Origin of the sequence: Janthinobacterium silvisoli (assembly GCF_014200725.1) — a bacterium.
In the GTDB taxonomy this organism is placed as follows: domain Bacteria; phylum Pseudomonadota; class Gammaproteobacteria; order Burkholderiales; family Burkholderiaceae_D; genus Janthinobacterium.
This window is the reverse complement of record NZ_JACHCL010000008.1, coordinates 40347-64783: the sequence shown is the minus strand read 5'-3', so window position 1 is coordinate 64783 and position 24437 is coordinate 40347. Positions and strand designations below refer to the sequence as shown.

At 61.2% G+C, this 24437-nt stretch carries 22 protein-coding genes; 13 read left to right on the top strand and 9 right to left on the bottom strand.

The genetic code is table 11. The features are described 5' to 3' along the window. The first annotated feature begins 1 nt into the window (after nt 1). The 4 genes from HDE75_RS24225 to HDE75_RS24210 all read left to right on the top strand — a co-directional run bounded on the left by HDE75_RS24225 (nt 2) and on the right by HDE75_RS24210 (nt 3223). Nucleotides 2–1306 carry an NRAMP family divalent metal transporter gene (locus HDE75_RS24225; RefSeq protein ID WP_183681931.1) on the top strand — a complete coding sequence of 435 codons (1305 nt, stop codon included), beginning with the start codon at nt 2–4 and terminating at the stop codon, nt 1304–1306. A gap of 50 nt (nt 1307–1356) precedes the next feature. Beyond that, nucleotides 1357–2070 (top strand): SMI1/KNR4 family protein, encoded by a 714-nt coding sequence (locus HDE75_RS24220; RefSeq protein ID WP_183681934.1) that lies wholly within the window; start codon nt 1357–1359, stop codon nt 2068–2070. Between the two features lie 99 nt (nt 2071–2169). Next, the gene (locus HDE75_RS24215) at nt 2170–2730 is read left to right on the top strand and encodes a DUF4142 domain-containing protein (RefSeq protein WP_183681937.1); all 561 of its coding nucleotides are present in this window, start codon (nt 2170–2172) and stop codon (nt 2728–2730) included. Nucleotides 2731–2842: 112 nt separating this feature from the next. Beyond that, a complete protein-coding gene (locus HDE75_RS24210) occupies nt 2843–3223 on the top strand; it encodes a hypothetical protein (protein ID WP_183681940.1) in 381 nt (126 codons plus the stop codon). 83 nt (nt 3224–3306) lie between these two features. Here the strand turns inward: HDE75_RS24210 and cadR are convergent, their stop codons facing one another. Continuing rightward, the gene (gene cadR, locus HDE75_RS24205) at nt 3307–3750 is read right to left on the bottom strand and encodes a Cd(II)/Pb(II)-responsive transcriptional regulator (protein ID WP_183681943.1); all 444 of its coding nucleotides are present in this window, start codon (nt 3748–3750) and stop codon (nt 3307–3309) included. A gap of 101 nt (nt 3751–3851) precedes the next feature. Between cadR and HDE75_RS24200 the strand changes: the two genes are divergently transcribed. Further along, nucleotides 3852–6074, top strand: coding sequence for a heavy metal translocating P-type ATPase (locus HDE75_RS24200; protein ID WP_183681946.1), 2223 nt, complete (start codon nt 3852–3854; stop codon nt 6072–6074). Between the two features lie 176 nt (nt 6075–6250). Beyond that, nucleotides 6251–8008: a cholesterol oxidase substrate-binding domain-containing protein gene (locus HDE75_RS24195; protein ID WP_183681949.1), complete on the top strand. Its 1758-nt coding sequence runs from the start codon at nt 6251–6253 to the stop codon at nt 8006–8008. A 272-nt stretch (nt 8009–8280) separates the two neighbouring features. Here the strand turns inward: HDE75_RS24195 and HDE75_RS24190 are convergent, their stop codons facing one another. Together HDE75_RS24190 and HDE75_RS24185 are read right to left on the bottom strand one after the other, a co-directional pair. Beyond that, nucleotides 8281–8691 (bottom strand): CopD family protein, encoded by a 411-nt coding sequence (locus tag HDE75_RS24190; RefSeq protein WP_183681952.1) that lies wholly within the window; start codon nt 8689–8691, stop codon nt 8281–8283. A 5-nt stretch (nt 8692–8696) separates the two neighbouring features. After that, nucleotides 8697–9029 carry a DUF3817 domain-containing protein gene (locus tag HDE75_RS24185; RefSeq protein ID WP_221291988.1) on the bottom strand — a complete coding sequence of 111 codons (333 nt, stop codon included), beginning with the start codon at nt 9027–9029 and terminating at the stop codon, nt 8697–8699. A 306-nt stretch (nt 9030–9335) separates the two neighbouring features. Here HDE75_RS24185 and cyoE point away from each other — a divergent pair, with 306 nt between their 5' ends. Beyond that, nucleotides 9336–10187 carry a heme o synthase gene (cyoE, locus tag HDE75_RS24180; protein WP_183681955.1) on the top strand — a complete coding sequence of 284 codons (852 nt, stop codon included), beginning with the start codon at nt 9336–9338 and terminating at the stop codon, nt 10185–10187. A 24-nt stretch (nt 10188–10211) separates the two neighbouring features. Here cyoE and HDE75_RS24175 read toward each other — a convergent pair whose 3' ends face one another. The 3 genes from HDE75_RS24175 to HDE75_RS24165 are packed head-to-tail and all read right to left on the bottom strand — an operon-like array spanning nt 10212 to nt 16065. After that, complete coding sequence (locus HDE75_RS24175) at nt 10212–11684, bottom strand: efflux transporter outer membrane subunit (protein ID WP_260174354.1); 1473 nt, start codon at nt 11682–11684, stop codon at nt 10212–10214. Nucleotides 11685–11698: 14 nt separating this feature from the next. Continuing rightward, nucleotides 11699–14881 carry an efflux RND transporter permease subunit gene (locus tag HDE75_RS24170; protein ID WP_183681961.1) on the bottom strand — a complete coding sequence of 1061 codons (3183 nt, stop codon included), beginning with the start codon at nt 14879–14881 and terminating at the stop codon, nt 11699–11701. Beyond that, nucleotides 14878–16065: an efflux RND transporter periplasmic adaptor subunit gene (locus HDE75_RS24165; protein ID WP_183681964.1), complete on the bottom strand. Its 1188-nt coding sequence runs from the start codon at nt 16063–16065 to the stop codon at nt 14878–14880. Before HDE75_RS24165 ends, HDE75_RS24170 begins: the two co-directional genes overlap by 4 nt. A gap of 169 nt (nt 16066–16234) precedes the next feature. Here HDE75_RS24165 and HDE75_RS24160 point away from each other — a divergent pair, with 169 nt between their 5' ends. Then, a complete protein-coding gene (locus HDE75_RS24160; RefSeq protein WP_183681967.1) occupies nt 16235–17245 on the top strand; it encodes a GlxA family transcriptional regulator in 1011 nt (336 codons plus the stop codon). Nucleotides 17246–17311: 66 nt separating this feature from the next. Here the strand turns inward: HDE75_RS24160 and HDE75_RS24155 are convergent, their stop codons facing one another. Beyond that, nucleotides 17312–18103, bottom strand: a complete 792-nt coding sequence (locus tag HDE75_RS24155; protein WP_183681970.1) for an SDR family NAD(P)-dependent oxidoreductase — start codon at nt 18101–18103, stop codon at nt 17312–17314. Between the two features lie 141 nt (nt 18104–18244). On the opposite strand from HDE75_RS24155, the gene HDE75_RS24150 reads away from it, so the two are divergent. Together HDE75_RS24150 and HDE75_RS24145 are read left to right on the top strand one after the other, a co-directional pair. Then, entirely contained in the window at nt 18245–19162 is a 918-nt protein-coding gene (locus HDE75_RS24150; protein WP_183681973.1) for a LysR family transcriptional regulator, read from the top strand. An 89-nt stretch (nt 19163–19251) separates the two neighbouring features. Then, the gene (locus HDE75_RS24145) at nt 19252–20310 is read left to right on the top strand and encodes an alpha/beta fold hydrolase (protein ID WP_183681976.1); all 1059 of its coding nucleotides are present in this window, start codon (nt 19252–19254) and stop codon (nt 20308–20310) included. On the opposite strand, the gene HDE75_RS24140 is transcribed toward HDE75_RS24145, so the two are convergent. Both HDE75_RS24140 and HDE75_RS24135 read right to left on the bottom strand, forming a co-directional pair. Next, the gene (locus tag HDE75_RS24140; protein ID WP_183681979.1) at nt 20291–21781 is read right to left on the bottom strand and encodes an MFS transporter; all 1491 of its coding nucleotides are present in this window, start codon (nt 21779–21781) and stop codon (nt 20291–20293) included. The two genes, HDE75_RS24145 and HDE75_RS24140, sit on opposite strands and share 20 nt — an antisense overlap. Nucleotides 21782–21900: 119 nt before the next feature. Continuing rightward, nucleotides 21901–22440 carry a GNAT family N-acetyltransferase gene (locus HDE75_RS24135; RefSeq protein ID WP_183681983.1) on the bottom strand — a complete coding sequence of 180 codons (540 nt, stop codon included), beginning with the start codon at nt 22438–22440 and terminating at the stop codon, nt 21901–21903. A gap of 97 nt (nt 22441–22537) precedes the next feature. On the opposite strand from HDE75_RS24135, the gene HDE75_RS24130 reads away from it, so the two are divergent. The 3 genes from HDE75_RS24130 to HDE75_RS24120 are packed head-to-tail and all read left to right on the top strand — an operon-like array spanning nt 22538 to nt 24425. Then, nucleotides 22538–23431 carry a LysR family transcriptional regulator gene (locus tag HDE75_RS24130; RefSeq protein WP_183681986.1) on the top strand — a complete coding sequence of 298 codons (894 nt, stop codon included), beginning with the start codon at nt 22538–22540 and terminating at the stop codon, nt 23429–23431. A 44-nt stretch (nt 23432–23475) separates the two neighbouring features. Then, nucleotides 23476–23985 (top strand): MarR family winged helix-turn-helix transcriptional regulator, encoded by a 510-nt coding sequence (locus tag HDE75_RS24125; protein WP_183681988.1) that lies wholly within the window; start codon nt 23476–23478, stop codon nt 23983–23985. Nucleotides 23986–23987: 2 nt separating this feature from the next. Beyond that, complete coding sequence (locus HDE75_RS24120; protein ID WP_183681991.1) at nt 23988–24425, top strand: PaaI family thioesterase; 438 nt, start codon at nt 23988–23990, stop codon at nt 24423–24425. Nucleotides 24426–24437: the final 12 nt, after the last annotated feature.

Below are 24437 nucleotides of genomic sequence, written 5' to 3'. Positions count from 1 at the left end.
CATGTCCAGCCTGGATAAAATCGCCAGTATCGTTAGCGATACAAAGGACGAGCCGACGGAAACCTGGCTGGCCAAGCTGGGGCCAGGCTTGATCACGGGCGCGGCCGACGATGATCCCAGCGGCATCGCCACCTATTCCCAAGCCGGCGCCCAGTTCGGTTTCGGCATGCTGTGGACCTTGTTCCTGACCTTTCCCTTGATGCTGGGCATACAGATCATCAGCGCCAAGATCGGGCGGGTTAGCGGCCATGGCCTGGCCACGAATATCCGCCGCCAGTACTCCCCTGCCCTGCTATATGGCATCGTCGGCTTGCTGCTGCTGGCCAATGTCATCAATATTGCCGCCGATGTGGCCGCCATGGGCGACGCCATGACTCTGATCGTGGGTGGCCCGACACATTTTTATGCCCTTGCCTTCGGCTTGTTTTCGCTGCTGTTGCAGGTTTTCATACCGTACCGCAAGTACGTGACCATCCTGAAATGGCTGACCCTGGGCTTGCTGGCCTATGTCGCCACCGTCTTTACGGTGCACATTCCATGGGGTGAAGTGCTGCAACGCAGCGTCTGGCCACAACTGGCCTGGTCAACGGCGGCCGTCACCATGGTGGTGGCCATCTTCGGTACCACCATCAGCCCTTATCTGTTTTTCTGGCAAGCATCGCAGGAGGTGGAAGACTTGCATGCCGATGCGCAGGCGCAGGCCTTGCGGCGCAAGCCTGAACAGGCGGCGCGGCAATTTCGTCGCATCAAGATGGACACCGCCATCGGCATGGGCTTTTCCAATCTGGTCGCCTTTTTCATCATGCTGACTACGGCCGTGACCCTGGGTGCGCACGGGGTCACGCATATCGACACCTCGGCCCAGGCGGCCGAGGCGCTGCGCCCGATCGCCGGCAACTTCGCCTTTGCCCTGTTCAGCCTCGGCATTATCGGCACCGGTTTGCTGGCCATTCCCGTGCTGGCCGGCTCGGCCGCCTACGCCATGGCAGGCGCCTTTCAATGGCAAAACAGCCTGGAACTGGCACCCAGGGCGGCCAAGAAGTTCTATTCCATCATCGTCGCGGCTACCCTGCTGGGTGCGGCCCTGTGCTTCACGCCGCTCAATCCGATCAAGGCACTGTACTGGAGCGCCGTCATCAATGGCGTCATTTCCGTGCCCATCATGGCCATCATGATGTCGATGGCCACGCGCCGCGCCGTGATGGGCAGCCTGGTCATTTCACGCCGCTTGCGTTGGCTGGGATGGCTATGCACCCTGGTGATGGCTGCCGCAGTGCTGGCAATGTTTGCTACCATGGCGTTTTGACTGCAGAAAACAAGCGCGCCATGCTGGCGGCCAGCCCATAAAGATAATCAATGAGCAACTCATTTAATAATATCGTCAACAACATCGTCAAGAATACCGTCAGCCACGCCGTCTATCGCTATTACACCGCATACCGCCACCTGGCAATCGCCGAAGCGCAAGCCGCGCCGACTGCGCAACAGATTGCGGCCATCGAAAGCTTGCTGGAAGCACCGTTGCCACCCGCCTTCCTGGCGTTTTTGCAAGTGGCCAATGGCGCGTATATCGATTACACCTGCGATGTGCCCGATGGCCAGGGCGGTGTGGAACACATGGCTTTCAATACTTTTTTCAATGCCGATGAAGGCGATTTTTGCGATGAAACTTTCGTGGGCGAAATTCGCGCAGCGCGCCAGCAAACGGCCATGCCGGTAAAAATCCTGCCGTTTGCCCGCGATGGCGGTAATTCCATGGTTTACCTGGACTTGACGCCCGAGGGCGGCGGCCGCGTGCTGGCCTATGTGCAAGAGTTGCCGGACTGGACAGGGCGGCGCGCCCACGGCTTTATCACACTGGCGCCTTCTTTCGATGCCTGGCTGGACAGCCTGTATATCGACCGCGAAACCGTGCTCGACGAACTCGAACATAATGCGTCCGAACCTTCACATCTGGAAGCGACCAAGGAATGGCTGGACATCGGCCTACCGAACTGGCGCCAGGATGCGGGTATCTGCGCCTTGCTGGCGCTCAAGCAGGTTCAATTGTGCGCTAGCGAACAAGACTAGTCCTACGTGTATGGTCGAAGGTCTCCTATGGGTGTGCGCAAGCTGCTGGCTTAACATTGTTATCAGCTTGTAGAAAAAACCACTCAGAAAGGATTTCCCATGGCTATTATCACCACCAGCACTAACAGTACCCGCGCCCTTTCCCTGAAAAACGTGGCTCTCGGCGCTGCCGTGGCCCTGCTTAGCGGCATGGCCATCAACAGCATCGCCGCTGCCGCGCCTGGCGCCTATGACCGTACCTTCCTCAGCAAGGCGGCCGACGCGGGCAGCACGGAAATTGCCGCGAGTAAAATTGCCCAAGGTAAAAGCGCCAATGCAGACGTCAAACAATTTGCCGACGCCATGGTCACTGACCACAGCAAGGTGGCCGACGAATTGAAACAGCTGGCCAGCAGCAAACAGATCGACGTCAGCGACCAGCCCGGCGCCCGGCACAAGTCTGAACTAACCAAGCTCAATACGCTTGCTGGCAAACAGTTTGACCAGGAATATGTGGCCAAGATCGGCGTAGCGGCCCATAAAGACGCCGTGAAACTGTTCACCGATGCAAGCCAGAAGGCAACGGACCCGGACATTAAAGCTTTTGCTGCCAAGACGCTACCTGCGTTGCAGCATCATCTGGACATGGCGAATACCTTGCACGAGACTTTAGCAAAATAGATAAAGTAAGCGTGGAAATACGGCCAAATACCTGCGGTTCGTGCCGTACGGCAAGTATTTCCACACTTGGCATACAATGCGGCACCTTTGTTTTCAGCGACGCAGTGACCTCATGCAGCTACTCAAGAAGACCGGCCTGATCGCCGCCGCCATCCTGCTCACCATCATGCTGACCGGCTGGGTGTTCATCAAGCTGAGTGCGGCGCGCAACGCGACTGTATACGCCCAACAATGGAGCGAGAACGGCAATTGCGTGATCAAGACCTATATCCCGCACTACGGCAACGGCTTGCCGAGCAACATCGTACGCGCCCTCAGTACGGCATCCTTCTTCCGCGTGTATGACAAGGCAGGTAACTTGCTGGAAAGCACGGAATGGGTGCTGGACATGCACGAAGACGGCATCCAGGACTACGCCCGCTGGGGCAATCAGCGGGCGATTTACCCGACCGATATGGGCTACGAGGGCTGGACACTTCCCCAATGCACCTGATGGAGGACGCCTCACCAAACATGCTGCGCGACGGTTTTGTGAGGCGTTGTTGCTATTATGCTTAGTTCCTGCTTAGTGCCTGCTTAGTGCCTTATATCGACAGATTCCGTATGGCAGGCACAATCATGCCCGCTGGCCGCTTCCGATAAATTCTGCAAAATCGCGCAGTCTTGCGACGGCTGCGGTTTGTCGCACTGGTGGCGCAGGGTCACCAGTTGCTGTTGCAACGTCTGCAAGTTCGCCATTTGTTCAGCGATGCGCTCGATATGGTGATCGAGTAGTTCATTGACGCTCTGGCAACCTTCAGCCGGATTATTCTTAAATTCCAACAAGGCGCGGATATCGGTCAAGCCGATCTGCAGGGAGCGGCAATGGCGGATGAATTGCAGCCGTTCCTGATGCTCGTCCTGATACTCTCGGTAGCCGGCGCTGTTGCGGCTGGGCTCTTGCAGCAAGCCTGCTTTTTCATAGTAACGCACAGTTTCCACATCGCAATCTGTGCGCTTGGCCAGTTCTCCGATACGCATGACGTTTCCCTCTTTCATATTTTCGTACAAATTCTGCTTGACCCTGTAGCCACTACAGGGTTTCTAATGGAAGCATACACGAATCCATGAAGGACGATGCGATGCCGCATGATACTCACTCCCACGATAGCTGCTGCTCCCATAAACACGCCCATGCGGCGCCGGTAAAGCTCGACACCGCTCCGGTCTTGCCTGCTAAGCCCATCGCTGGCGCGCAAATGGCCAAGTACCGTATCGACAATATGGATTGCCCTACGGAAGAACGGCTGATCCGCAACAAGCTGTCCGGCATGGCGGGCGTGGTGGGCCTCGATTTCAACCTGATGAACCGCGTGCTGGACGTGCATCACACCTTGCCGACGTTAGCTACCGTCGAGTCTGCGCTGCATAGCATCGGCATGCAGGCTGTTCCCATGCAGGAAGGCGAAACGCGCGCCGCGCCGCAAGGCGGCCTGTCCGGTATGCAAAAAGGTTTGCTTGTCGTGTCCGGCCTGGCTGCCGCCGGTGCCGAGGCATTGGCATGGAGCACGCAAAACGACCATTCCCCTACCGTTATCGCGCTGGCACTGCTGTCGATCGCCACCGGTGGCTGGCCGACCCTGAAAAAAGGCTGGATCGCGCTGAAAAGCTTTACCTTGAACATCAACTTCCTGATGTCCCTGGCCGTGATTGGCGCTATCGCCATCGGCCAATGGCCGGAAGCGGCGATGGTGATTTTCCTGTTTGCCATTGCCGAGCTGATCGAGGGCCTGTCGCTGAACCGCGCCCGCAACGCCGTGCAAAGCTTGCTGCAACTGGCGCCAGACGTGGCCACCGTGGAAGATGGCAAGGGTAGCTGGCAGCAAGTGCCCGTGGCCACCGTGGCCGTGGGCGCTACCCTGCGCGTCAAACCGGGCGAGCGCATTGCCCTAGATGGAATAGTGAAAAATGGTGCGTCGTCCGTCAACCAGGCGCCGATCACCGGTGAAAGCATGCCAGTGGACAAGGCCACGGGCGACGTCGTATATGCCGGCACCATCAATGAACGCGGTGTACTCGACATCACCGTCACGGCCAATAGCGGCAACTCCACCCTGGCGAAAATCGTCAAGGTAATCGAAGAAACCCAGGGCAAACAGGCGCCCACCCAGCGTTTCGTCGACAGTTTCGCCCGCTATTACACGCCGGCCGTGGTTGTGTTCGCCATCCTGGTGGCGGTGCTGCCGCCGCTGCTGACGGGCGCGCCTTTCATGGCCTGGGTCTACAAGGCGCTGGTGATGCTGGTGATTGCCTGCCCTTGCGCCCTGGTCATTTCCACACCCGTGACGGTCGTCAGCGGTTTGACGGCGGCGGCCCGGCGCGGCATTCTGGTGAAAGGCGGGCAATTCCTGGAAACCGGCTACCGCTTGAAAGCCATCGCCGTCGACAAGACAGGCACCCTGACCATGGGCAAGCCCGCCGTCACGGAAGTCGTGGCTTTTGAAGGCAGCAGCCGCGAGAACATCTTGCTGCTGGCCGCCAGCCTGGACGCCAACTCGGCCCACCCACTGGCCGCCGCCATCGTCAAGGCAGGCCCGCCCGCAGCCAGCCACTTGCCTGTGAGCCAATTTACCGCCCTGCATGGCCGCGGTGTGCAAGGCGATATCGATGGCCAGACCTATTACCTGGGCAATGCGCGTTTGATGACAGAGTTAAATGTCTTGAACCCGGAACTGCAAGCCATCCTGGCCCGGCTGGAAGAACAAGCCTATACGGCCATGGTGCTGGCGACCAACGATCAGGCGCTGGGGGTGATTGCCGTGGCCGATGTGTTGCGTCCGACGGCAAAAGCGGCCATAACGCGTCTGAATGCGCTGGGCGTCACCACCGTGATGCTGACCGGGGACAACTTGCTCACGGCGCAGCGTATCGGTGCTGAAGTTGGTGTCAGCCTGGTCAAGGCAGAGTTGCTGCCGGAAAACAAGCTCGATGAAATCAAGGCTTTGCAACAACAGTTTGGTGTGGTCGCCATGCTGGGCGACGGCGTCAACGATGCGCCTGCCCTGGCACAGGCCGACATCGGTTTCGCCATGGGCGCGGCCGGCAGCGACACGGCCATCGAAACGGCCGACGTGGCCCTGATGGATGATGAGCTGGGCAAGCTGCCCGAATTTATCAGCCTGAGCCAGCGCACGCGCAGCATCCTGGTGCAAAACATCAGCTTTGCGATCGGTATCAAGGCGGTCTTCTTTGGCTTGGCGCTGGCCGGCATGGCGACCTTGTGGATGGCTGTGTTTGCCGATGTGGGCGCCAGCCTGCTGGTGGTGGCCAACGGCTTGCGTTTGCTACGAACCAAAAATGCCTGATAGCGCAACCGTGGATATTCTCACCAATGATGTCAATTATTCACAATTGACATAAATAATTATCATTTTTTGCAATAATCTTCTATGTTCGTTATGGTACATACGGCCTCAAACCCGCTGAATATGCGGGGTTGAGGCCACTACCATCGACGCACACCACACTGGAGGATGTCGCAATGAATGCAAGAGACGATCAGCAGAAATCAGTTTCCCGGCGTCGCAATTTCCTGAAAAAGACAGCAAAATTCACCGCCGCCGGCGCCCTTGCCGGCTGGCTGCCGCTGGCGCGCATCAGCGCCGCCCAGGCCGCCAATTGCGCTACGCCCGGCAATTTCCCGCTCGATATCCCCCTGTATAAACAAACCTTCCAGAACTGGGCTGGCGATATCAAGGTCGATGAAGTCTGGACATGCGCACCCACCGATGCACAGCAAGTGGTGAAGGTGGTCAACTGGGCCAGGGACAATGGCTACAAGGTGCGCCCGCGCGGCATGATGCATAACTGGTCGCCCCTGACCGTGCCGGCCGGCGCCGTTTGCCCCAGCGTGATCTTGCTCGACACCACCACGCATTTAACTGCCGCCAGCATCGATACCTCCGGGCCTGTGCCGCAAGTGACGGCGCAGGCCGGCATCAGCATGGAAGCGTTGCTGACGGCGCTGGAAAACGCGGGACTGGGTTTGACGGCGACGCCGGCGCCCGGTGACCTGACCCTGGGCGGCGTGCTGGCCATCAATGGTCACGGCACGGCCGTGCCTGCCAAGAATGAACAGCGGCCGCTGGGCGCCACCTATGGTTCGCTGTCCAACCTGGTGCTGTCGCTCAAGGCCGTGGTGTATGACACGGTCAGCCGCGCCTACATCCTGAAAACCTTTCTGCGCAGCGACCCGGAAACCGGCGCCCTGCTGGCCCATGTGGGCCGCGCCCTGATCGTCGAGGCGACCTTGCAAGTGTCGCCCAACCAGCGCCTGCGTTGCCAGAGCTGGACCAATATCCCCTACACCGAGATGTTCGCGCCCAAGGGATCGGGTGGCCGTACATTTTCCAGTTTCCTCGACAGTGCGGGCCGGGCGGAAGCGATCTGGTTTCCATTTACCGACCATCCCTGGCTCAAGGTATGGAGCGTATCCCCGGTCAAACCGGCTTTCGCGCGCGAAACGACAGTGCCTTTCAATTACACATTTTCAGACAACTTGCCGGCCAACCTCAACGACCTGGCGTACAAGATTGCCACCCTGGGTCAGGGCGGCATGACGCCGCTGTTCGGCCAGACGCAATTCACGGTGGTTGGCGGTGGCCTGACGTTCACCGGTGGCTGGGACTTGTGGGGCTGGTCCAAGAACCTGCTGCTGTACGTCAAACCGACCACCTTGCGCATCACCGCCAATGGCTATGCGGTGCTGACCCGGCGCGACAATGTGCAGCGCGTCTTGAATGAATTCGCCACCTTTTACCGCGCGCGGGTGGCCGCCTATCAGGCCCTGGCGCGTTATCCGATGAATGGCCCGGTGGAAATCCGCGTCACGGGCCTGGACCAGCCGGGCGACGTGGCCGGTGCGAACGGCGTCTCGCCCATCTTGTCGGCAATCCGCCCACGGCCCGACCATGCCGACTGGGACGTGGCTATCTGGCTCGACATATTGACCTTCCCCGGCACGCCGTATGCGAACGAGTTTTACCGGGAAGTGGAACAATGGCTGGAAGCCAATTACAACGGCAATGATGCGGCCGTCCGTCCGGAATGGTCGAAAGGCTGGGGCTACAGCAACCAGGCGGCCTGGGCCGATCCGATCGCCTTGCAAACGACGGTCCCCAACGCCTTCCGCACAGGCCAGCCTGCCGGCAGCAACTGGGATAGCGCCGTGGCCGTGCTGAACAAGTATGATCCGCACCGCCTGTATTCATCTGCACTGCAGGATAGCCTGGGCCTGTAAAGTGGCTGAGAAGAAATATTTTAAAGTAGACAACTGATGCAAAAAACGCTACCTTGTTGGCCAACTTCCATCGCCACCAAGGTAGCTCAATGACATTGTTGCCCCGTTTGACCTTGCAGGGCACGCAACGGGTCTTGCGCACCCTGCAACTGGGGCCGCTGCCCGTAAAAGGCGTGATCCTCGGCTCGCTGGTGCCGCCGCAAACCGACCCGCACTGGGACTTGAGCCAGCGTTCACCGGCCCACCGCTGCCCTTCAGTAGCGATCGATTTCCTACACTTGCGGCTTGACAATCACAAGCACGGTAATGATGGCTGTCGCGACGAGGATGCCTGCAAAAAAGCCGAAGCGGCCAGGCCAGGCTTGCCGCGCCAGGTTCGGCGACCTGTTGCGCAGCCGGGCCACCAGCATGCCATGCAGTCCGGACAAGCACAGCACAAGAAACAATTTGGCGATCAGCCAGGCTTGCGGAAACCAGCCGCCGGTCGACGCCAGCACCAGTCCCAGTATCCATGCCAGTAGCATGGCCGGCGTGGTGACTCGCCGGTCCCACGCGCGCAGGGTGGCAAGTAAAGGAGCCATGGGCTGGCTGCGGCAGGCCAGGATGCCTGCGACGGCCAGCATCCCGCCGATCCAGGTGGCGACTGCCGCAATGTGCAGCGTTCTCAGCAAAAGATAATCCATGCCGGCTATTCCTGTGCCAGCGACGCCAGGCGGCGCGCCAGCAACCGCTCGTTGAGCAAGGCGCCGAACGGGATGATGGGCGCCAACGCCATGCGCAGGCGCTCTGCACGTGTCCAGCTGCCAAGAAAAAGCGTCTGCACCAGCATCCAGCAATACAGCAGGAAGGCCAGGCCGTGTATCGGCCCGATGAGGGACACCATGCCTGGGTATCCGCCCAGATGCTTGAGCGGCATGGCAATACCGAGCAACAGCAGCAGCGTGCACCCTTCGAATAACGATATGTAGCGCATTTTGCATAGTTGTGCGCGGTCTTCCTGGTAGGTCGTTGCCAAATCCATCTGGTTTCCTTTAGTCGATACTGCAGGCATCTTAGTTCGTTCAAGCAGACCGCAAGCGCCATATTTCCCACCATTCCAGACATCAGGCGGCATGCCCCTTAAATGGCGGCAAACGAGGGAACTACGTCCTCTTTCCAGGCGGGCACGCCAATACAATATTCGCGCGACAAACAGTTGCCCAACCATTTGCCTACTTTGAAAGGATGATATGTACGATTCCCGGCAACACCAGCCCACCTGCCTTGCCGCAGAAGGCAAGCACGCGCCAGCGCCGCGCTTCGCGCTTGAATGCGCCCGGCGATACTGATGTACAAAGCTTATCTCGCCCTGACCAAGCCAGGCATCGTGCTGGGCAATCTTGTTTCCGTCACAGGCGGCTTCCTGCTGGCAACGCATGGACAGGTTGACTGGTGGCAAGGTGCGCTGGTGGCTACCGGCGTGTCGCTGGTGGTCGCTTCCGGCTGCACCGTCAACAACGTCATCGACCGCGACATCGACCAGCTGATGCAGCGCACGCGCAGGCGGCCGATGGCGAACGGCGCCATTGGCATACCCGCAGCGTGCGCCTATGCCACCATACTATTGCTGGCGGGGCTAGGCTTGCTGTACGCGGCAACCCAGCGCTGGCTGCCACTGATGCTGGTATTGCTGGGCTATGCCGTCTACGCCGGCTTGTACACGCTATGCATGAAGCGCACGTCGGTGCACGGCACGCTGGTCGGCAGTATTTCCGGCGCCATGCCGCCAGTGGCCGGCTATTGCGCGGCGCAGGGCCATTTCGACGCCACGGCGCTGCTGTTGCTGGTGATGTTCAGCTTGTGGCAAATGCCGCATTCCTATGCCATCGCCATCTTCCGCGCCGCTGACTACCGGGCCGCCGCCATTCCCGTCTTGCCGCTGGTGCGCGGCCATGCCACGGCCAAGCGCCACATCCTGCTGTATATCATCGCTTTCATGGCTGCCTCGCTGTCGCTGGGCGCCTTCGGTGCTGGACGTTTGTATATGCTGTCCATGCTGGCCGCCGGCGCCTGCTGGCTGGCGGTCGGCATCGCCGGCCTGCGCGCCTGCGACGATGCCCGATGGGCACGCCAGGTCTTCTTTGCATCGATCGCGGTGGTCACCGTGCTCAGCACGGCCATGGCGCTGCATGCAGTTTGAACTGGCGTACCCTGGCGGCTACTTTCAGCGCGCAGCCACCAGCCCCGCCGTCGCATCCCAGCCGCCGCCTAGCGCCCGTATCAGGCTGACGGTGGCCGCTGCCTGAGCCCCGGCCAGCCGGTTCAGCTGCAAACGCGCCTGCAGGATCTGCCGCTGTGCGTCGATCACTTCCAGATAGCTGACCTGCCCTTCTTCATACTGGCTCTGCGACAATTGCCCGGCGCGCTGCGCCGCCGTGACGGCCGCCGTCTGGGCAGCAGACTGCACCTTGAGCAAGCGCAAGTCAGCCAGGCTGTCCTCCACCTCGCGAAACGCCACCAGCACCTGCTGGCGGTACAGGGCCACGTCTTCGTCCAGCTGGGCTTGCGCGCCGCCCAGCATGGCGCTGCGCCGTCCGCCATCGAACAGGGGGACGGACAGCGCCGTGCCGGCCAGCGGCCCGAGCAGGAAAGTCCGGCTGGACCAGTGGAACAGGTTGCCCAGCGTGGCAGACTCGACACCCAGCATCGCAGTCAAGTCCAGCCTGGGGAAAAATGCCGAGCGGGCCAGGCCAACGCGCGCATAGGCCGCCGCCATGGCGCGTTCTGCCGCGGCAATATCGGGACGACGCTCGAGCAAGGCCGAGGGCAAGCCAGCCGGCACCGGCACATCGACCGGCGCCAGCGGCATGGCGGCAAAGGCAAATTGCGCCGGCGGCTTGCCCAGCAACACGGCCAGGCTGTGCTCGGCAACAACGCGCTGGCGCGCCACGCCTGCTGCATCGGCACGCGCGCTCTCCAGCACATTGCGCGCGCGCGCCACGTCCAGTTCGCCGACCTCGCCCTCCTTGAAGCGGCGCTCGACCAGCTTCAGCGTATCTTCCCGCAGGGCCACGGTTTGCTGATACACACGCAGTTGCGCATCAAACTCACGCAGCTGGAAATAGTGTTGCGCCACATCGGCCTGCAGCGCGAGCAGCACCGAATGAAACAGCGCAACGCTGCGGCCAGCATCGGCCTGCGCGGCGCGTATCCCGCTGCCGACCCGGCCGAACAGGTCCACTTCATATGAAGCCGCCGCCTGGGCGCGCCACAAGGTCTGGCCAGGCACTTGCGCGCCGTCTGCCAGCGACTGCGACGCCGGCGAAGCGCGTTGCCGCGTAGCGCCGAACCCGGCGTCGAGCGCCGGCAAACGTGCCGCCTCCTGCGCTTGCGCCAGCGCCCGCGCCTGCCGCAAGCGGGCGGCGGCGGCCTGCACATCCTGGTTGGCGGCGATGGCCTGGTGTTCAAGCTCGTCCAATAGCGGATCGCCGAAGATGGCCCACCACTGGCCGCGCGGCGCTTCTTCGGCCGGCTCGGCCAGCTTCCAGCCGGCGTTGTCTTCCGCCTGCGCCTCCTTGAAGGTGGCCGGGATGCTGGCCTCGGGCCGCTGCCATGGCTGTTCTACCGAGCACGCCGCCATCAGCGACAGCAGCGCGCTCCCTATGACCAGCCGTGGCAACGGCAGGCGTTTCGTCATTTTGCGTTTCTTCATCAGGCTACCTTGTTATAGTCGGTCTGGTGCGGCGCATCTTTTTGCGCCACATGTATTTTTCCGCCAGCAATCGTGCGCAGCACCACGTAGAACACGGGCGTGAGCATCAGGCCAAACAGCGTCACGCCCAGCATGCCGAAAAACACCGCCACGCCCATCGCCTGGCGCATCTCGGCGCCAGCCCCGCTGGACACTACCAGCGGTATCACGCCCATGATGAAGGCAATCGAAGTCATCAGGATGGGCCGCAGGCGCAGCCGGCTCGCTTCAATCGCCGCTGCCATCGGCGTATGGCCGTCATGTTCGAGTTCGCGTGCAAACTCCACGATCAGGATGGCGTTTTTCGACGCCAGGCCGACCAGCACCATCATGCCAATCTGCGTGAAGATATTGTTGTCGCCACCGGTCAGCCACACTCCGGCCAGCGCCGACAGCACGCTCATGGGCACGATGAGGATCACCGCCAGTGGCAAGGTCAGGCTTTCGTACAATGCCGCCAGCACCAGGAACACCAGCAGCACGCTGATGGGAAAGATCCACATGCCGGCGTTACCCGCCAGCACTTGCTGGTAAGTCAGGTCGGTCCATTCGAACTTGACGCCTTTCGGCAATACCTCGGCCGCAATACGTTCGGCCGCCGCCTGCGCTTCCCCGGACGAATAGCCGGGCGCCGGCCCGCCGTTGAGGTCGGCGGCGGTATGGCCGTTGTAGCGGACCACCGAGATCGGGCCATAGGTCGGCGTGACCGTTGCGAGCGACGCCAGCGGCACCATGTCGCCGGCGGCATTGCGGGTCTGCAACTGCAGGATGTCGTCGGCGTTCTGGCGGTAAGGCGCATCCGCCTGTACCCGCACCTGATAGACACGGCCAAAGCGGTTGAAATCGTTCACGTACAGCGAACCGAGGTAGGTTTGCATCGTGTTGAAGACGTCGGTCACGGGCACGCCCAGCTGTTTAGCCTTGATACGGTCCAGGTCAACATCGAGCTGGGGCACGTTGATCTCGTAATTCGAGAACATGGGTCCAAGCTCGGGCGCGCTGGCGGCGCGCTTGATAAATGCCGCCTTGGCCCGGTTGAGCGCCTCATAGCCGACCGCGCCATGGTCTTCCAGCTGCATCTTGAAGCCGCCCAGGGTGCCTATGCCGAGCACTGGCGGCGGCGGAAACACGGCGATAAAAGCCCCTTTGATGCCGGCAAATTGCTGGTTCAGCGAAGCGGCGATGGCGGCGGCGGACAAATCCTTGCCCTGGCGCTCGCGGAACGGCTTGAGCGGCACGAACACTACCGCCGCGTTCGAGCTATTGGTAAAGCCATCCACCGACAGGCCGGGAAACGCGACCGCATGCGCGGCGCCGGGCTGCTTCATGATGATGTCGCCCATGGCGCGGGCGACCTGCTCGCTGCGCTCGAGCGAGGCGCCATTGGGCAGGCGGGCAAAGGAAATCAGGTATTCCTTGTCCTGCGCAGGCACGAAACCGCCCGGCACGATGCGCGTCACCAACACGGTCACGCCCAGCAGCGCCGCATACACCACCAGCATCATGCCCTTGTGCCGCAACGCGCCCTTCACGCCGCGCCCATAGCGATCCGAGCCGCGCCGGAAGAGCCGGTTGAACCAATTGAAGAAGGGCCCCAGCACGCGATTGATGGCGCGCGTCACCGCATCTTCCCTGGCGCCATGCCCGCGCAGTAACAATGCCGCCAGGGCCGGCGACAGGGTCAGCGAATTGAAGGCGGAAATGACCGTCGAAATGGCGATCGTCATGGCAAACTGCTTGTAAAACTGGCCAGTCAGTCCGCTCATGAACGCCAGCGGGACGAAGACGGCCACCAGTGTCAGGGCAATCGCGATGATGGGGCCGCTCACTTCCTGCATGGCTTTATAGGTCGCGTCGCGCGCATTCAGGCCCGATGCGATATTGCGCTCCACGTTTTCCACCACCACGATCGCATCGTCGACCACGATGCCTATCGCCAGCACCATGCCAAACAGGGACAGCGCATTGATGGAGAAACCGAAGGCCAGCAGCAGCGCAAAAGTGCCGACGATGGATACCGGCACCGCAATCAGGGGGATAATCGAGGTGCGCCAGGTTTGCAGGAACACAATCACCACCACGACCACCAGCGCAATGGCTTCCAGCAAGGTGTGGATGACCGCCTCGATGCTCGATTTCACGAAGCGCGTCGGGTCGTACACGATGCTGTATTCCACGTCCTGCGGAAAATCGGCGCTCAATTCCTTCAACGCAGCGCGGACATCGTCGGCGATCTGCAGCGAATTGGCGCCCGGGCTCTGGTTGATCGACAGCGCAATGGCAGGCTTGTTGTCCAGCATCGAACGCCGCCCATATTCGGCGGCGGCCAGTTCTATCCTGGCAATGTCGCGCAGGTAAGTCACGGCGCCATCGGCAGTCTTTACCACGATGGCGCCGAATTCCTCCTCGGTCGACAGCCGGCCGCGCGCATTCACCGACAGTTCCAGCGGCGCGCCCGGCACCGACGGCGAAGCGCCCACCACGCCGGCGGCAACCTGCACGTTCTGCTCGCGGATCGCGCTCACTACGTCCATCGCAGTCAGCTTGCGCTGGGCGATCCTGGCGGGATCGAGCCAGACCCGCATGGCATAGTCGCCGGCGCCCCAAAGTTGCACCTCGGCTACGCCTTTTATGCGCGCCAGCCGGTCGCGCACGTTCAGCAGCGCGTAGTTGCGCAGGTAAGTGATGTCGTAGCGGCCATGCGGCGATAGCAGATGCAGGAACATGGTCACCGTCGGCGAACTTTTGGTGGTGGTCACGCCGAGACGCTGCACATCTTCCGGCAAGCGTGGCAGCGCCTGGTTCACGCGGTTCTGTACCAGCTGTGCCGCCAGGTCGGGATTGGTGCCGAGCTGAAAGGTCACCGTGAGTGTCAGATTGCCATCATTGGTCGATTGCGACTGCATGTACAACATGTTTTCCACGCCATTGACTTGCTCTTCCAGCGGCGCCGCGACTGCCTCGGCGATGACCTTCGGATTGGCCCCCGGATACTGGGCATGCACGATCACGGACGGTGGCACCACTTCCGGATACTCCGATATCGGTAGCTGGAACACGGCCACCAGGCCAGCGAGCAGGATGATGACGGACAACACGCCGGCAAAGATCGGCCGGTCGATAAAGAACCTGGAGATATTCATCGGATTGTGCTCTCAGCCAGTTGGCCAGCGCCTGGCGTGCCGCCCATCGCCACCAGATGCGCGCGCACCCTGGTCTCGGCCTGGATGCGTTGCGCGCCGTTGACCACCACCCGCTCGCCCGCCTGCAAGCCGCTATTGATGACGCGCAGATTGCCGCGCAAGGCGCCCACCTGCACTTCCCGGTAAATGGCGCGGTCTTGCTGATCGATCACATAAACAAACTTCCTGGACTGGTCCGTGCCGATGACGGCATCGTCGACCAGCAGCGCCGCGTGCGGCGCGCCGCCGCCCATGCGGATGCGCGCATACAGGCCGGGCACCAGCACGCCGTCGCGGTTGTCGAAGCGCGCCCGCATGCGTATCGTGCCCGACGATGGATTCAGGCGGTTGTCCACCGACTGCATTTCACCCTGGCGGGGATAGCCATTTTCACCGGCCAGTCCCAGTTCGGCGGCCACCTTGCCGCCATGGCGGCTGCGGCTGCTGTATTGCAGGTAGCTTTGTTCGTCCGCATCGAATTCCGCATACATCGGCGACACTGACACGATCGTCGTCAGCGGCGCGGCGCCTGCGCCCGTGCCAACGACATTGCCCAGCGTCATTTCGGCGCGGGATACCCGGCCGGCAATCGGCGCGGCGATGCGCGTGTGGTCCAGATTGATTTTCGCCGCCGCCAGCGCGGCGCGCGCCGATTGCAGATTGGCCGCCGCTTCGCGCGCGGCATGGCGTTTCTCGTCGTAATCGCGCCGGGCAATCGCGTTGTCGCCGATCAGGCGTTGCGCGCGCTCGCCGTCGGCTTGCAGATAATCGGCACGCGCCTGCGCTGCCGCCAGCAGGCCTGTGGCGCGGTCGACTTCCGCCTGGTACGGGCGGGGATCGATGACGAACAGCAGATCGCCTTTGTGCACCAGCGCACCGTCGCGGATATTGACTGCGACGATGGCGCCGGACACTTGCGGCCTTATTTCAACCTGCTCCACCGCCGCCAGGCGGCCGGAATAGGTGTGCAGCTCAGTAATGGTTTGTTGCAGCACGACGGCCACATCCACTTCCGGCAAGGTCGCCTGGGATGACGGTGGCGGCGTACCGGCGCGCAGGGCGCCATACGCGCCCAAGCCGGCCACGGCGATGGCGACCAGCGAGGCCGAGGCCATCCTGGAGCGGGAAAAAGAAAAAAGAGACATAAGGGATTGAACAAGATAGTTGCAGTGCCGCAATTCTCAGTGCTGGCTGCGGCAACGCAAAGGACGTAGTTCCCTCGTTTCTGGTCATTGACTGGCACATGCCTGTCATGACGTTTTTTGAGGGAAATATGTCATTGCCGCCACTACCATTTTGTTGCATCATGGCCCCATGAATACCATAGACGAACTCAAGGAACCCGCCTCCCTGCCCCTGGATAGCGCCGCCGGCAACGCACGCGAGATTGCATTCCTGGTGTACCCGGGCTTTCAGATACAGGACCTGAGCGGGCCATTGGCGGCGTTCGAGGTGGCGGCAACGATCAACGGCGGCTGCCGCTACCAGTGCGAGGTGGTGTCGCTCGCGGGCGGCGCCATCTGCAGTTCGGCCGGACTGGAAATCGTGACCCGCCAGATCCGGGCCCAGCCCTATGACACGCTGCTGGTGGTGGGTGGCTCGATGTCGTCCGATCCGGCCATCCTTCCTGCCATCTCCGACCAACTGAACATCGCCGCCATGCGCGGCAGCCGCCGCATCGCCAGCGTTTGCACCGGCGCCTTCCTGCTGGCGGCAGCCGGCTTGCTCGATGGCCGGCGGGCAACAACGCATTGGAAATATGTCGCTCGCCTGCAACGCCAATATCCCAGGATCAAGGTGGAAGGAGACCGTATATTTACCAAGGACCAGGGAATCTGGACTTCGGCCGGCGTGACCTCCGGCATCGACCTGGCGCTGGCCATGATCGAGGAAGACCTGGGCAGCGACACCGCGCGCGACGCCGCGCAGATGCTGGTGGTGTATCACCGCCGGCCAGGCAATCAGTCGCAGTTCTCGGCCATGGCGGCCATGGAGCCCGAGTCGGACCGCATCCGGCAAGTGCTGATTTATATGCGGGAACATCTGCGGCAAGAGCTGTCGACTGAGCATCTTGCTGCCGTCGCCTGCCTGAGTCCGCGTCAGTTCGGCCGTTCCTTCCTGATGGAGACGGGCGAAACGCCGGCGAAGGCGGTCGAGCGGCTGCGCGTGGAAGTGGCACGGCTGAAGGTGGAACGCAGCGCCGAACCGATTGAAATCATTGCCCGTACCTCCGGCTTTGCCGATCCTGAACGAATGCGGCGCGCCTTCATCCGCGTGACTGGCCATCCACCGCAAAGCATACGGCGCATGGCGGGCCATGCCTGACCCTGCCCAGCCTCGCCATCGATAGTACAAAATAATGACGACGTGCTTGTCATTCCTGCTCCACCTTTACATACCCACAACCGTATAACCGCCATCGACCAGCAGGTTTTGTCCCGTCACAAAGCGTGCCTCATCGCTCGACAACCAGACGGCCACGTCGCCCACGTCCGCTGGCTGGCCTACCCTGCGCAGTGGCGTGGCGGCGGCGAAGGTGTCGGCCAGCGCATCGTTGCCGCCCAGGCGCTCGAACATGGGCGTGGCGATAATCCCGGGCAAAATACTGTTGACACGTATGCCCAGCGGTCCCAGTTCCACTGCCAGCGCGCGCGTCATGGCCAGCAAACCACCCTTGCTGGCGGCGTAGGCGGAAGAGCCACTGACCGCCGTGTCCGCCAGCCACGAACTGGTGTTGACGATGACGCCACCTCCATCACCGCCATGGTGGGCCATGGCTTGTGCTGCATACTTGATGGAAAGCCAGACACCCTTCAGATTGATGCCCACCACATGATCGAAGTCGTTTTCTGTCAATTCGGTGATCGGGGCGAAAGCGCCTTCCGTACCCGCATTGTTAAACACGATATCGAGACCGTCAAAAGCGCTTAATGTGCGCTTCACCATCGCTTCGGCTTCGGCGGCAACAGACACATCGGCTACCACGGCAATCGCCATGCCACCCGCATCGCGTATCAAATTGACTGTTTCCTGCAACTTTTCCAGCTTGCGGCCAACCACTGCGACCCTGGCGCCTTGACGTGCATAAGCCAGCGCAGCGGCACGGCCTATGCCGCTGCCACCTCCTGTGACGAGGGCGACTTTGCTGGTGAAACGTTGCTCGGTAGAAGAATGGTTATGCATGGGTGATCTTTCTATTATCAAAAGTAAGCACAGGAATCCAGTGTAGGGCCATCGATTCCTGCTGATAAGCCATAGTTTCACCATAGCCTTGCTGGCCCTGATTCATCAATCAAGCTTGCCATTTGCGGTATAGTCACTTATATGCGCCCTCATGAATTTGCCGAACTGTCAGCCTTTATCGCCATTGCAGAAGAAGGCAGTTTCCGGCGTGCTGCAGCGCGCCTGAATTTGACACCATCCACGCTCAGCCACTCCCTGCGCGCACTGGAACAGCGGCTGGACGTACGCCTGTTGCAACGCACGACGCGCTCCGTGTCGCTGACGGACGCGGGCACAGCCTTGCTGGCGCAAATCGCCCCCGCATTCAGCAGCATCGCCGCCGCCATCGATGGCGTGAATGCGTTTCGCAAGCGGCCACGCGGCACCGTGCGCCTGAACCTGCCCCTACTGGCGGCGCAAATGATATTGGCGCCACGGCTGGGGCAATTCCATGCTGCCTATCCCGATATCGTGCTGGAAGTGGCCATCAACGACGGTTTGGTCGATATCGTCCGCGAAGGCTACGACGCGGGCATGCGCCTGGGCGACAGCGTGGAACTGGACATGGCAACCGTGCCCGTCAGCGGCACGCAGCGCCTGGCCATCGTCGGCGCCCCGGCTTATTTTGCGCACCATGCAGCACCACGCACACCGCATGACCTACTGGCGCACAGTTGCATCGGCTACCGCCTGGTGGCAGGCGGCGCCTTGTGCCGCTGGCAATTTGCCAAGGATGGCCATGCGCTGGAAATACAGGTCAGCGGCCCCATGGTGCTGGGCACGCCCGGACTGATGCTCGATGCGGCATTGGCTGGCGTAGGACTGGCTTCCGCACTGGAAAGTACCGTCACCGGGCATCTAGCCGCAGGCCGGCTGGTGCGCGTACTCGACGACTGGTGCCCGCCGTTTGCCGGATTTCATCTGTACTATTCCAGCCGTCGGCAGATGCCGGCCGCCCTGCGTGCCGTGATCGATTTCCTGCGCGCTGGCGAAATTATCACACCTCAAAATTCAGGTTAAATATTTCAATCTGGACAACTGCTACCTGACACGTTATCTTCATGGACTATGCCTATGTATCCGGCAGTCACGTCACCATGAAAGCCCCCATGCGCAAACTTGGTCCTGTATTGATCTTGCTGGCATTAATCGTCCTATCCTGCTTCGGCCTGGCGCAAGCGGCTTCCCCTCAGCCAATTTGTGCCGCGCCAAAACAAACCATCCATGAGCAAGGCTATGTGCCCATCAATGGCATTGAGCAATGGATCACGATCAACGGTGCGCGCTGCGGCAATCCAGTGATCCTGTTTTTGCACGGCGGTCCCGGCAATCCACTCAGTCCGTTTGCCGATAACATTTATGCCGGCTGGGAACAGCATTACACGCTGGTGCAGTGGGATCAGCGCGGCGCGGGCATGACGTACAGCAAGAATCGCCCTTCAGAGGATACAAAGCTGAGCCTGGAGCAGATGCGCGACGACGGGATTGCCGTGGCCACGTATCTGCAGCAGCATCTGGGGCAGCAAAAAGTCATTTTGATGGGCAGTTCCTGGGGTTCCATCCTGGGCGTGTATATGGCCAAGGCGCGTCCTGATTTGTTCCATGCGTATATCGGCACGGCGCAGGTGGTCAATGCCCAGGCCAATCTAAGCTCCATGTACCGCGAGATTTTGACTTTGGCGCAAGCGGCCAACGATACAGCGACGGCGGAAAGACTGGCGGCGCTCGGTAGCCCGCCATGGCGCGATCCGCGTAATTTCGGCATCTTGCGCCGGTTTGACCGCAAATATGAAGCGCTGGTGACGGATGCCCCACCGAAACACTGGTGGCAGCCGGCAGCCCTGTATGCCACGCCGCAAGCGCTGGCGGATGCCGAAGCGGGCGATGATTACTCGTATATCCAATTCATGGGCTGGCAAGGCGACGGCATGTTTTCCAGGGTGGACTTGCCGGCCCTGGGCACAAACTTTGGCTTGCCCGTGTATTTGCTGATGGGCGAGGAAGATTTGCTCAGCTCGGCGGCTATCGCCCGCAGCTACTTCGAAAGCATCCAGGCGCCGCACAAAAGTTTTGTAGTGGTGCCGCGCGCCGGGCACGACCCGAACCAGGCCGTGCTCGATGCGCAGTGGCGCGTGTTACGCGAACAAGTTACGCCCTTGCTACACTAGCCCGGATATTCAAGTATCGGATCGCCATCGCTGCCACCATCAAAATGCCCGAGGCAGTGGCCAGCACCACGATAAACGCCTGGTCGAAAGCCGAGCGGGCCAGTTCAGATACTTGCAAGCCCAGTTCGGCCGGCAATTGTTCGGCAGCCATCAGGGCGGCGTCCAGCGTATCGTGGGCGTTCGGCATCAGACCGGCGCTTTCCGGGATCACCAGGGTGGCGCTGTAGACGGCCGACAAGATGGTGCCCAGCACGGTTACGCCAATGACGGCGCCCAGTTCATACGACACTTCCTCGATCGACGCGGCCATGCCCGCCTGTTGAGACGCCACGTTCAGCATCACGGCATTCGATGCGGCCGTCATCACGGCGCCCAGTCCCAGGCCCAGCACCACCAGACTGGCGATTTGCGCCGGGACGGCGGCATTGTGCAGCAGCAAATACGCGGCCATGCCGATGCCTGACAGCAGCAAGGAACCCCACAAGACCATCGCCTTGTCGGCGCGCGGCAGCATGAAGCCGGTGATGGGGCCGGCAAATACGGACGCCAGCGGCAGTGGCAACAGCAACAGGCCCGCGTCCAGCGGCGACAATTCGCGCACCAGCTGCAGATGCTGGCTCAGCGCCAGTTCCATGCCGATCAGGGCGGCCGAGGCCACCATGGCGGCGGCCACGGCGCTGGAAAACGGCAGCGCGCGGAACAGGGTAAAGTCGATCAGCGGCTTGGCCTGTCGGTTCTGGCGGCGCACAAAAGCGAAAGTGAAAATGGCGCCCACGGCCAAGGCGATCACAGCGACCAGGTAAGACGGCGAAGATTTACCCAGTTCCTTGATCGCGTACACGCCACCGAGCAGGCCCATCATGATTTGCAGCGACCCCGCCAAATCCCAGGGTTTGTCGCGGTTGCCTGCTCGCTTGGGCAAGATCCAGGCGGCCAGCACCACGGTCAGCAGCACGATCGGCACGTTGATCAGGAACACCGAACCCCACCAGAAATGCTCCAGCAGGAAACCACCGAGCACGGGGCCGAAAGCGGCGCCGCCCGAAGCGATGGCGGCCCAGACGCCGATGGCGAACGAGCGCTCGCGGCGGTCGCTGAATGTCAGGCGGATGATCGACAAGGTGGCCGGCATCATCAGCGCGGCGCCGACGGCCAGCAGCACGCGGGCGGCGATCAGCCAGGCAGGCGTGGGTGAAAACGCGGCGCACAGCGACGCGGCGCCAAACACGGCCAGGCCGGCGAGAAAGACGGGTTTATGGCCGAGGCGGTCACCCAGCGTGCCGAAACCGGGCAGCAAGCCGCAGACGACCAGGGAATAGATATTGATGATCCACAGCTTTTGCGAGGCGGTGGCCTGCAATTCGCGGGTCAGCCCGGGAAGCGCTGTGTAGAGCACGGTCATGTCGACCACGATGAGGAACAGGGCGCTGGAGACGATGGCCAGGGTCAGCCACTTTTGGATGGGATGCATAGACAACTCATTTCAATTAACAACTATCGGTGTGCGTACAAGCCTTGTTGCGCAGGTTTTTGCCGCGCAAGTTCTTGGTATGGGGGTACAGCGCGTGCGGCGTACGTCGCGGCAGCTCGTCAAGCATGGTTCTCTCCTTCGAGTTCGCGCAGCATGACGACGGACACTTGCTGGAAGCCTCGGCCCTGAAAAAATTGCTGCGCCTTCAGATTGTGCGCACCGCATTCGAGGAACAAGCGGGCGATGCCATGGCTGCGCAATTCTCCCGCCACCCACTCCACCAGCGCCGTGCCGGCGCCGCTGCCGCGCGCGTCCGGGTGCAGCACGATATCGTCGAGTGCGGCAAACGATTTAGAGGCGCGCTGGCGCGTGTCGATGGAGACCAGCGCCATGCCGAGGATGCGCTCGCCAGCCTGGACCACGGCCAGCAAAGTCGAATCGCCATGTTCCCAGTCGTGCGACAGCGCGGCGCGGATTTCGCTGCGTATCACCTCGGGCAAGTCGGCGCGCCAATTGCCCGGGGCATCGGCGCGCGGGCCTTGCAGTTCGGAATGGGAAATATAGTCGGGGCTGACATTGTCCAGGTACAGGGCGCACAGGGCGTCTTCCTGGGCGGCGTCGTGGCACCAGTTGAAGGTGATGGCTTGAGTCTTTTTCATGGTAAATCTCTTGTTATTGAATAATGAATCACAGTTTATGTCGTGCAGGACTGTGCTTCAAGTTAAAATCCATCTGTAAATCAGATGGGAGCACGCCATGCAATGGACACTGGAACAAATGCGCTATTTCGAGGCGGCCGTCGAAGCTGGTTCCTTTTCGGGCGCGGCGCGGCGTTTGGGTCGCGCGCAATCGGTGGTCAGCACGGCCATCGGCTTGCTGGAAGCGGAATTCGGTGTGGAATTGTTCGACCGCTCGCGGCGCAGCGCCGTGCTGACGGAAGCGGGCAAGGTGATGCACCTGGAAGCGTGCGAACTGCTGCGCCAAGCCGAGCGGCTGCAGCTGCGCGCCCAATTGCTGAGCGTGGCGCCCGAAGCGCGGCTAACCCTGGCGCTCGATGAAGCGCTGCCTTATCTGGCCGTAGGTACCTTGATGAAAGAATTGGCAGCCCGCTACCCGGCGCTGGAGCTGGTGATGCTGAACGCCACCGCATCCGAGGTAGCCCTTTACGTGGAGCAGCAGCAAGCCGACGTGGCGTTTCACTTTGACCGGGGGCCGATTTCACCCGTGCTGGAACAGCAGCATATCGGCAGCGTGGCGCAAGGCGTGTTCGTGGCCAAGGGCCATGCCATGGCGCATGGACAGGAAGTCACGCGCAGCGAGTTGACGCGCTACCGCCAGCTGATCATGGATTCCGAGCTGAACCGTGAAAACGCCTACAGCCCCGCCGTCTGGTATTCCGACAGCTTTTATTCGATTGCGGAAATGGTGGCAGATGAGCTGGGCTGGGCCATCTTGCCCCTGAACATAGCCAATTACGACAATTACAAGGGTTATCTGCAAGAAGTGCCCTGCCCCGCGCTGGCCCTGTCGCGCTTGCCCGTGCGGCGTTTGTCCATTCACGGCAAGAAACTCAGCGAAACCAGTCTTTGGCTGACCAGCCGGCTGGCGGAATTGTTGCAAGACGGCCCACGGCACGATAAAAACGCTTGATTTGATACATGCATTTATTACGCAAGCGTAGTAATATACTCCGCATGCGTAATAACACCGCCCCTCTTTCCAGCCCCGTCGACGCCTGCCCGCTGGGCGAGCGCTCGCCGCGCCTGTTCAACCTGCTGACACTGGCGCGCCAGAATCTGTTCCGCTCGGCCGATGCCGTGTTTACCAATGAACTCGGTTATTCCGGCACGCAAATTGTCGCCCTGTTTGCACTGAAAGGCGAAGAAGGTTGCCAATTAAAGGACCTGGGGCGGGCGCTGCAGCTGAAAAACTCGGCCGTGACGGGCCTGGTGGCGCGCATGGAAGAAAACGAACTGATCGTGCGCGGCCAGTCCCGCCACGATGCGCGCGCCGGTTCGCTGCATTTATCAAGCAAGGGCCGCGAGGTGCTGGCCGTCGCCCTGCCGCTGCTCGACAGCTTGAATACCCAATTGAAACAAGGTTTTAGCGAGGAAGAACTGGCGATTGTTGCCCGTTTCCTGATCCACGCATCGCGCCTGCGTTTTACGCAGGACCTATACCATTCCACCACCCCACAGGAGTAGCAATGCATTTGAAAGACATGACTGGCTTGCAATTGATGCAGGCCTTTGCCCAAGGCAAGCTGCCTGGACCAGCGATCACCACCACCATGCCGATGGATTGCGTGGAAGCAGAACATGGCCGCGTCTTGTTTACGGCCACGGCCAACGAGACCCATACCAATGCCATGGGTGGCGTACACGGCGGTTTTGCCGCCACCATCCTCGATTCGGTCACCGGTTGCGCCACGCACACGGTGCTGGCGGCAGGCGAAACCTACGCCACCACCGACCTCAGCATCAAGATGTGCCGTCCCCTGCCCTTCAACAAGGCCGTGTATTCTGAAGGCAAGGTCATCAATGCGGGCCGCAACCTGGTCATTTCCGAGGGATACATCCGCGACGAAGCGGGCAAGGTGTATGCGCATGCGACGGCCACCTGCATGATTATTCGCCCTCAATAATACAAGCGGGCA

Coding starts and splice junctions, on each gene's coding strand:
- HDE75_RS24225 (WP_183681931.1), top strand. CDS start 2: ATGTCCAGCCTGGATAAAATCGCCAGTATCGTTAGCGATACAAAGGAC.
- HDE75_RS24220 (WP_183681934.1), top strand. CDS start 1,357: ATGAGCAACTCATTTAATAATATCGTCAACAACATCGTCAAGAATACC.
- HDE75_RS24215 (WP_183681937.1), top strand. CDS start 2,170: ATGGCTATTATCACCACCAGCACTAACAGTACCCGCGCCCTTTCCCTG.
- HDE75_RS24210 (WP_183681940.1), top strand. CDS start 2,843: ATGCAGCTACTCAAGAAGACCGGCCTGATCGCCGCCGCCATCCTGCTC.
- cadR (WP_183681943.1), bottom strand. CDS start 3,750: ATGCGTATCGGAGAACTGGCCAAGCGCACAGATTGCGATGTGGAAACT.
- HDE75_RS24200 (WP_183681946.1), top strand. CDS start 3,852: ATGCCGCATGATACTCACTCCCACGATAGCTGCTGCTCCCATAAACAC.
- HDE75_RS24195 (WP_183681949.1), top strand. CDS start 6,251: ATGAATGCAAGAGACGATCAGCAGAAATCAGTTTCCCGGCGTCGCAAT.
- HDE75_RS24190 (WP_183681952.1), bottom strand. CDS start 8,691: ATGGATTATCTTTTGCTGAGAACGCTGCACATTGCGGCAGTCGCCACC.
- HDE75_RS24185 (WP_221291988.1), bottom strand. CDS start 9,029: ATGGATTTGGCAACGACCTACCAGGAAGACCGCGCACAACTATGCAAA.
- cyoE (WP_183681955.1), top strand. CDS start 9,336: ATGTACAAAGCTTATCTCGCCCTGACCAAGCCAGGCATCGTGCTGGGC.
- HDE75_RS24175 (WP_260174354.1), bottom strand. CDS start 11,684: ATGACGAAACGCCTGCCGTTGCCACGGCTGGTCATAGGGAGCGCGCTG.
- HDE75_RS24170 (WP_183681961.1), bottom strand. CDS start 14,881: ATGAATATCTCCAGGTTCTTTATCGACCGGCCGATCTTTGCCGGCGTG.
- HDE75_RS24165 (WP_183681964.1), bottom strand. CDS start 16,065: ATGTCTCTTTTTTCTTTTTCCCGCTCCAGGATGGCCTCGGCCTCGCTG.
- HDE75_RS24160 (WP_183681967.1), top strand. CDS start 16,235: ATGAATACCATAGACGAACTCAAGGAACCCGCCTCCCTGCCCCTGGAT.
- HDE75_RS24155 (WP_183681970.1), bottom strand. CDS start 18,103: ATGCATAACCATTCTTCTACCGAGCAACGTTTCACCAGCAAAGTCGCC.
- HDE75_RS24150 (WP_183681973.1), top strand. CDS start 18,245: ATGCGCCCTCATGAATTTGCCGAACTGTCAGCCTTTATCGCCATTGCA.
- HDE75_RS24145 (WP_183681976.1), top strand. CDS start 19,252: ATGCGCAAACTTGGTCCTGTATTGATCTTGCTGGCATTAATCGTCCTA.
- HDE75_RS24140 (WP_183681979.1), bottom strand. CDS start 21,781: ATGCATCCCATCCAAAAGTGGCTGACCCTGGCCATCGTCTCCAGCGCC.
- HDE75_RS24135 (WP_183681983.1), bottom strand. CDS start 22,440: ATGAAAAAGACTCAAGCCATCACCTTCAACTGGTGCCACGACGCCGCC.
- HDE75_RS24130 (WP_183681986.1), top strand. CDS start 22,538: ATGCAATGGACACTGGAACAAATGCGCTATTTCGAGGCGGCCGTCGAA.
- HDE75_RS24125 (WP_183681988.1), top strand. CDS start 23,476: ATGCGTAATAACACCGCCCCTCTTTCCAGCCCCGTCGACGCCTGCCCG.
- HDE75_RS24120 (WP_183681991.1), top strand. CDS start 23,988: ATGCATTTGAAAGACATGACTGGCTTGCAATTGATGCAGGCCTTTGCC.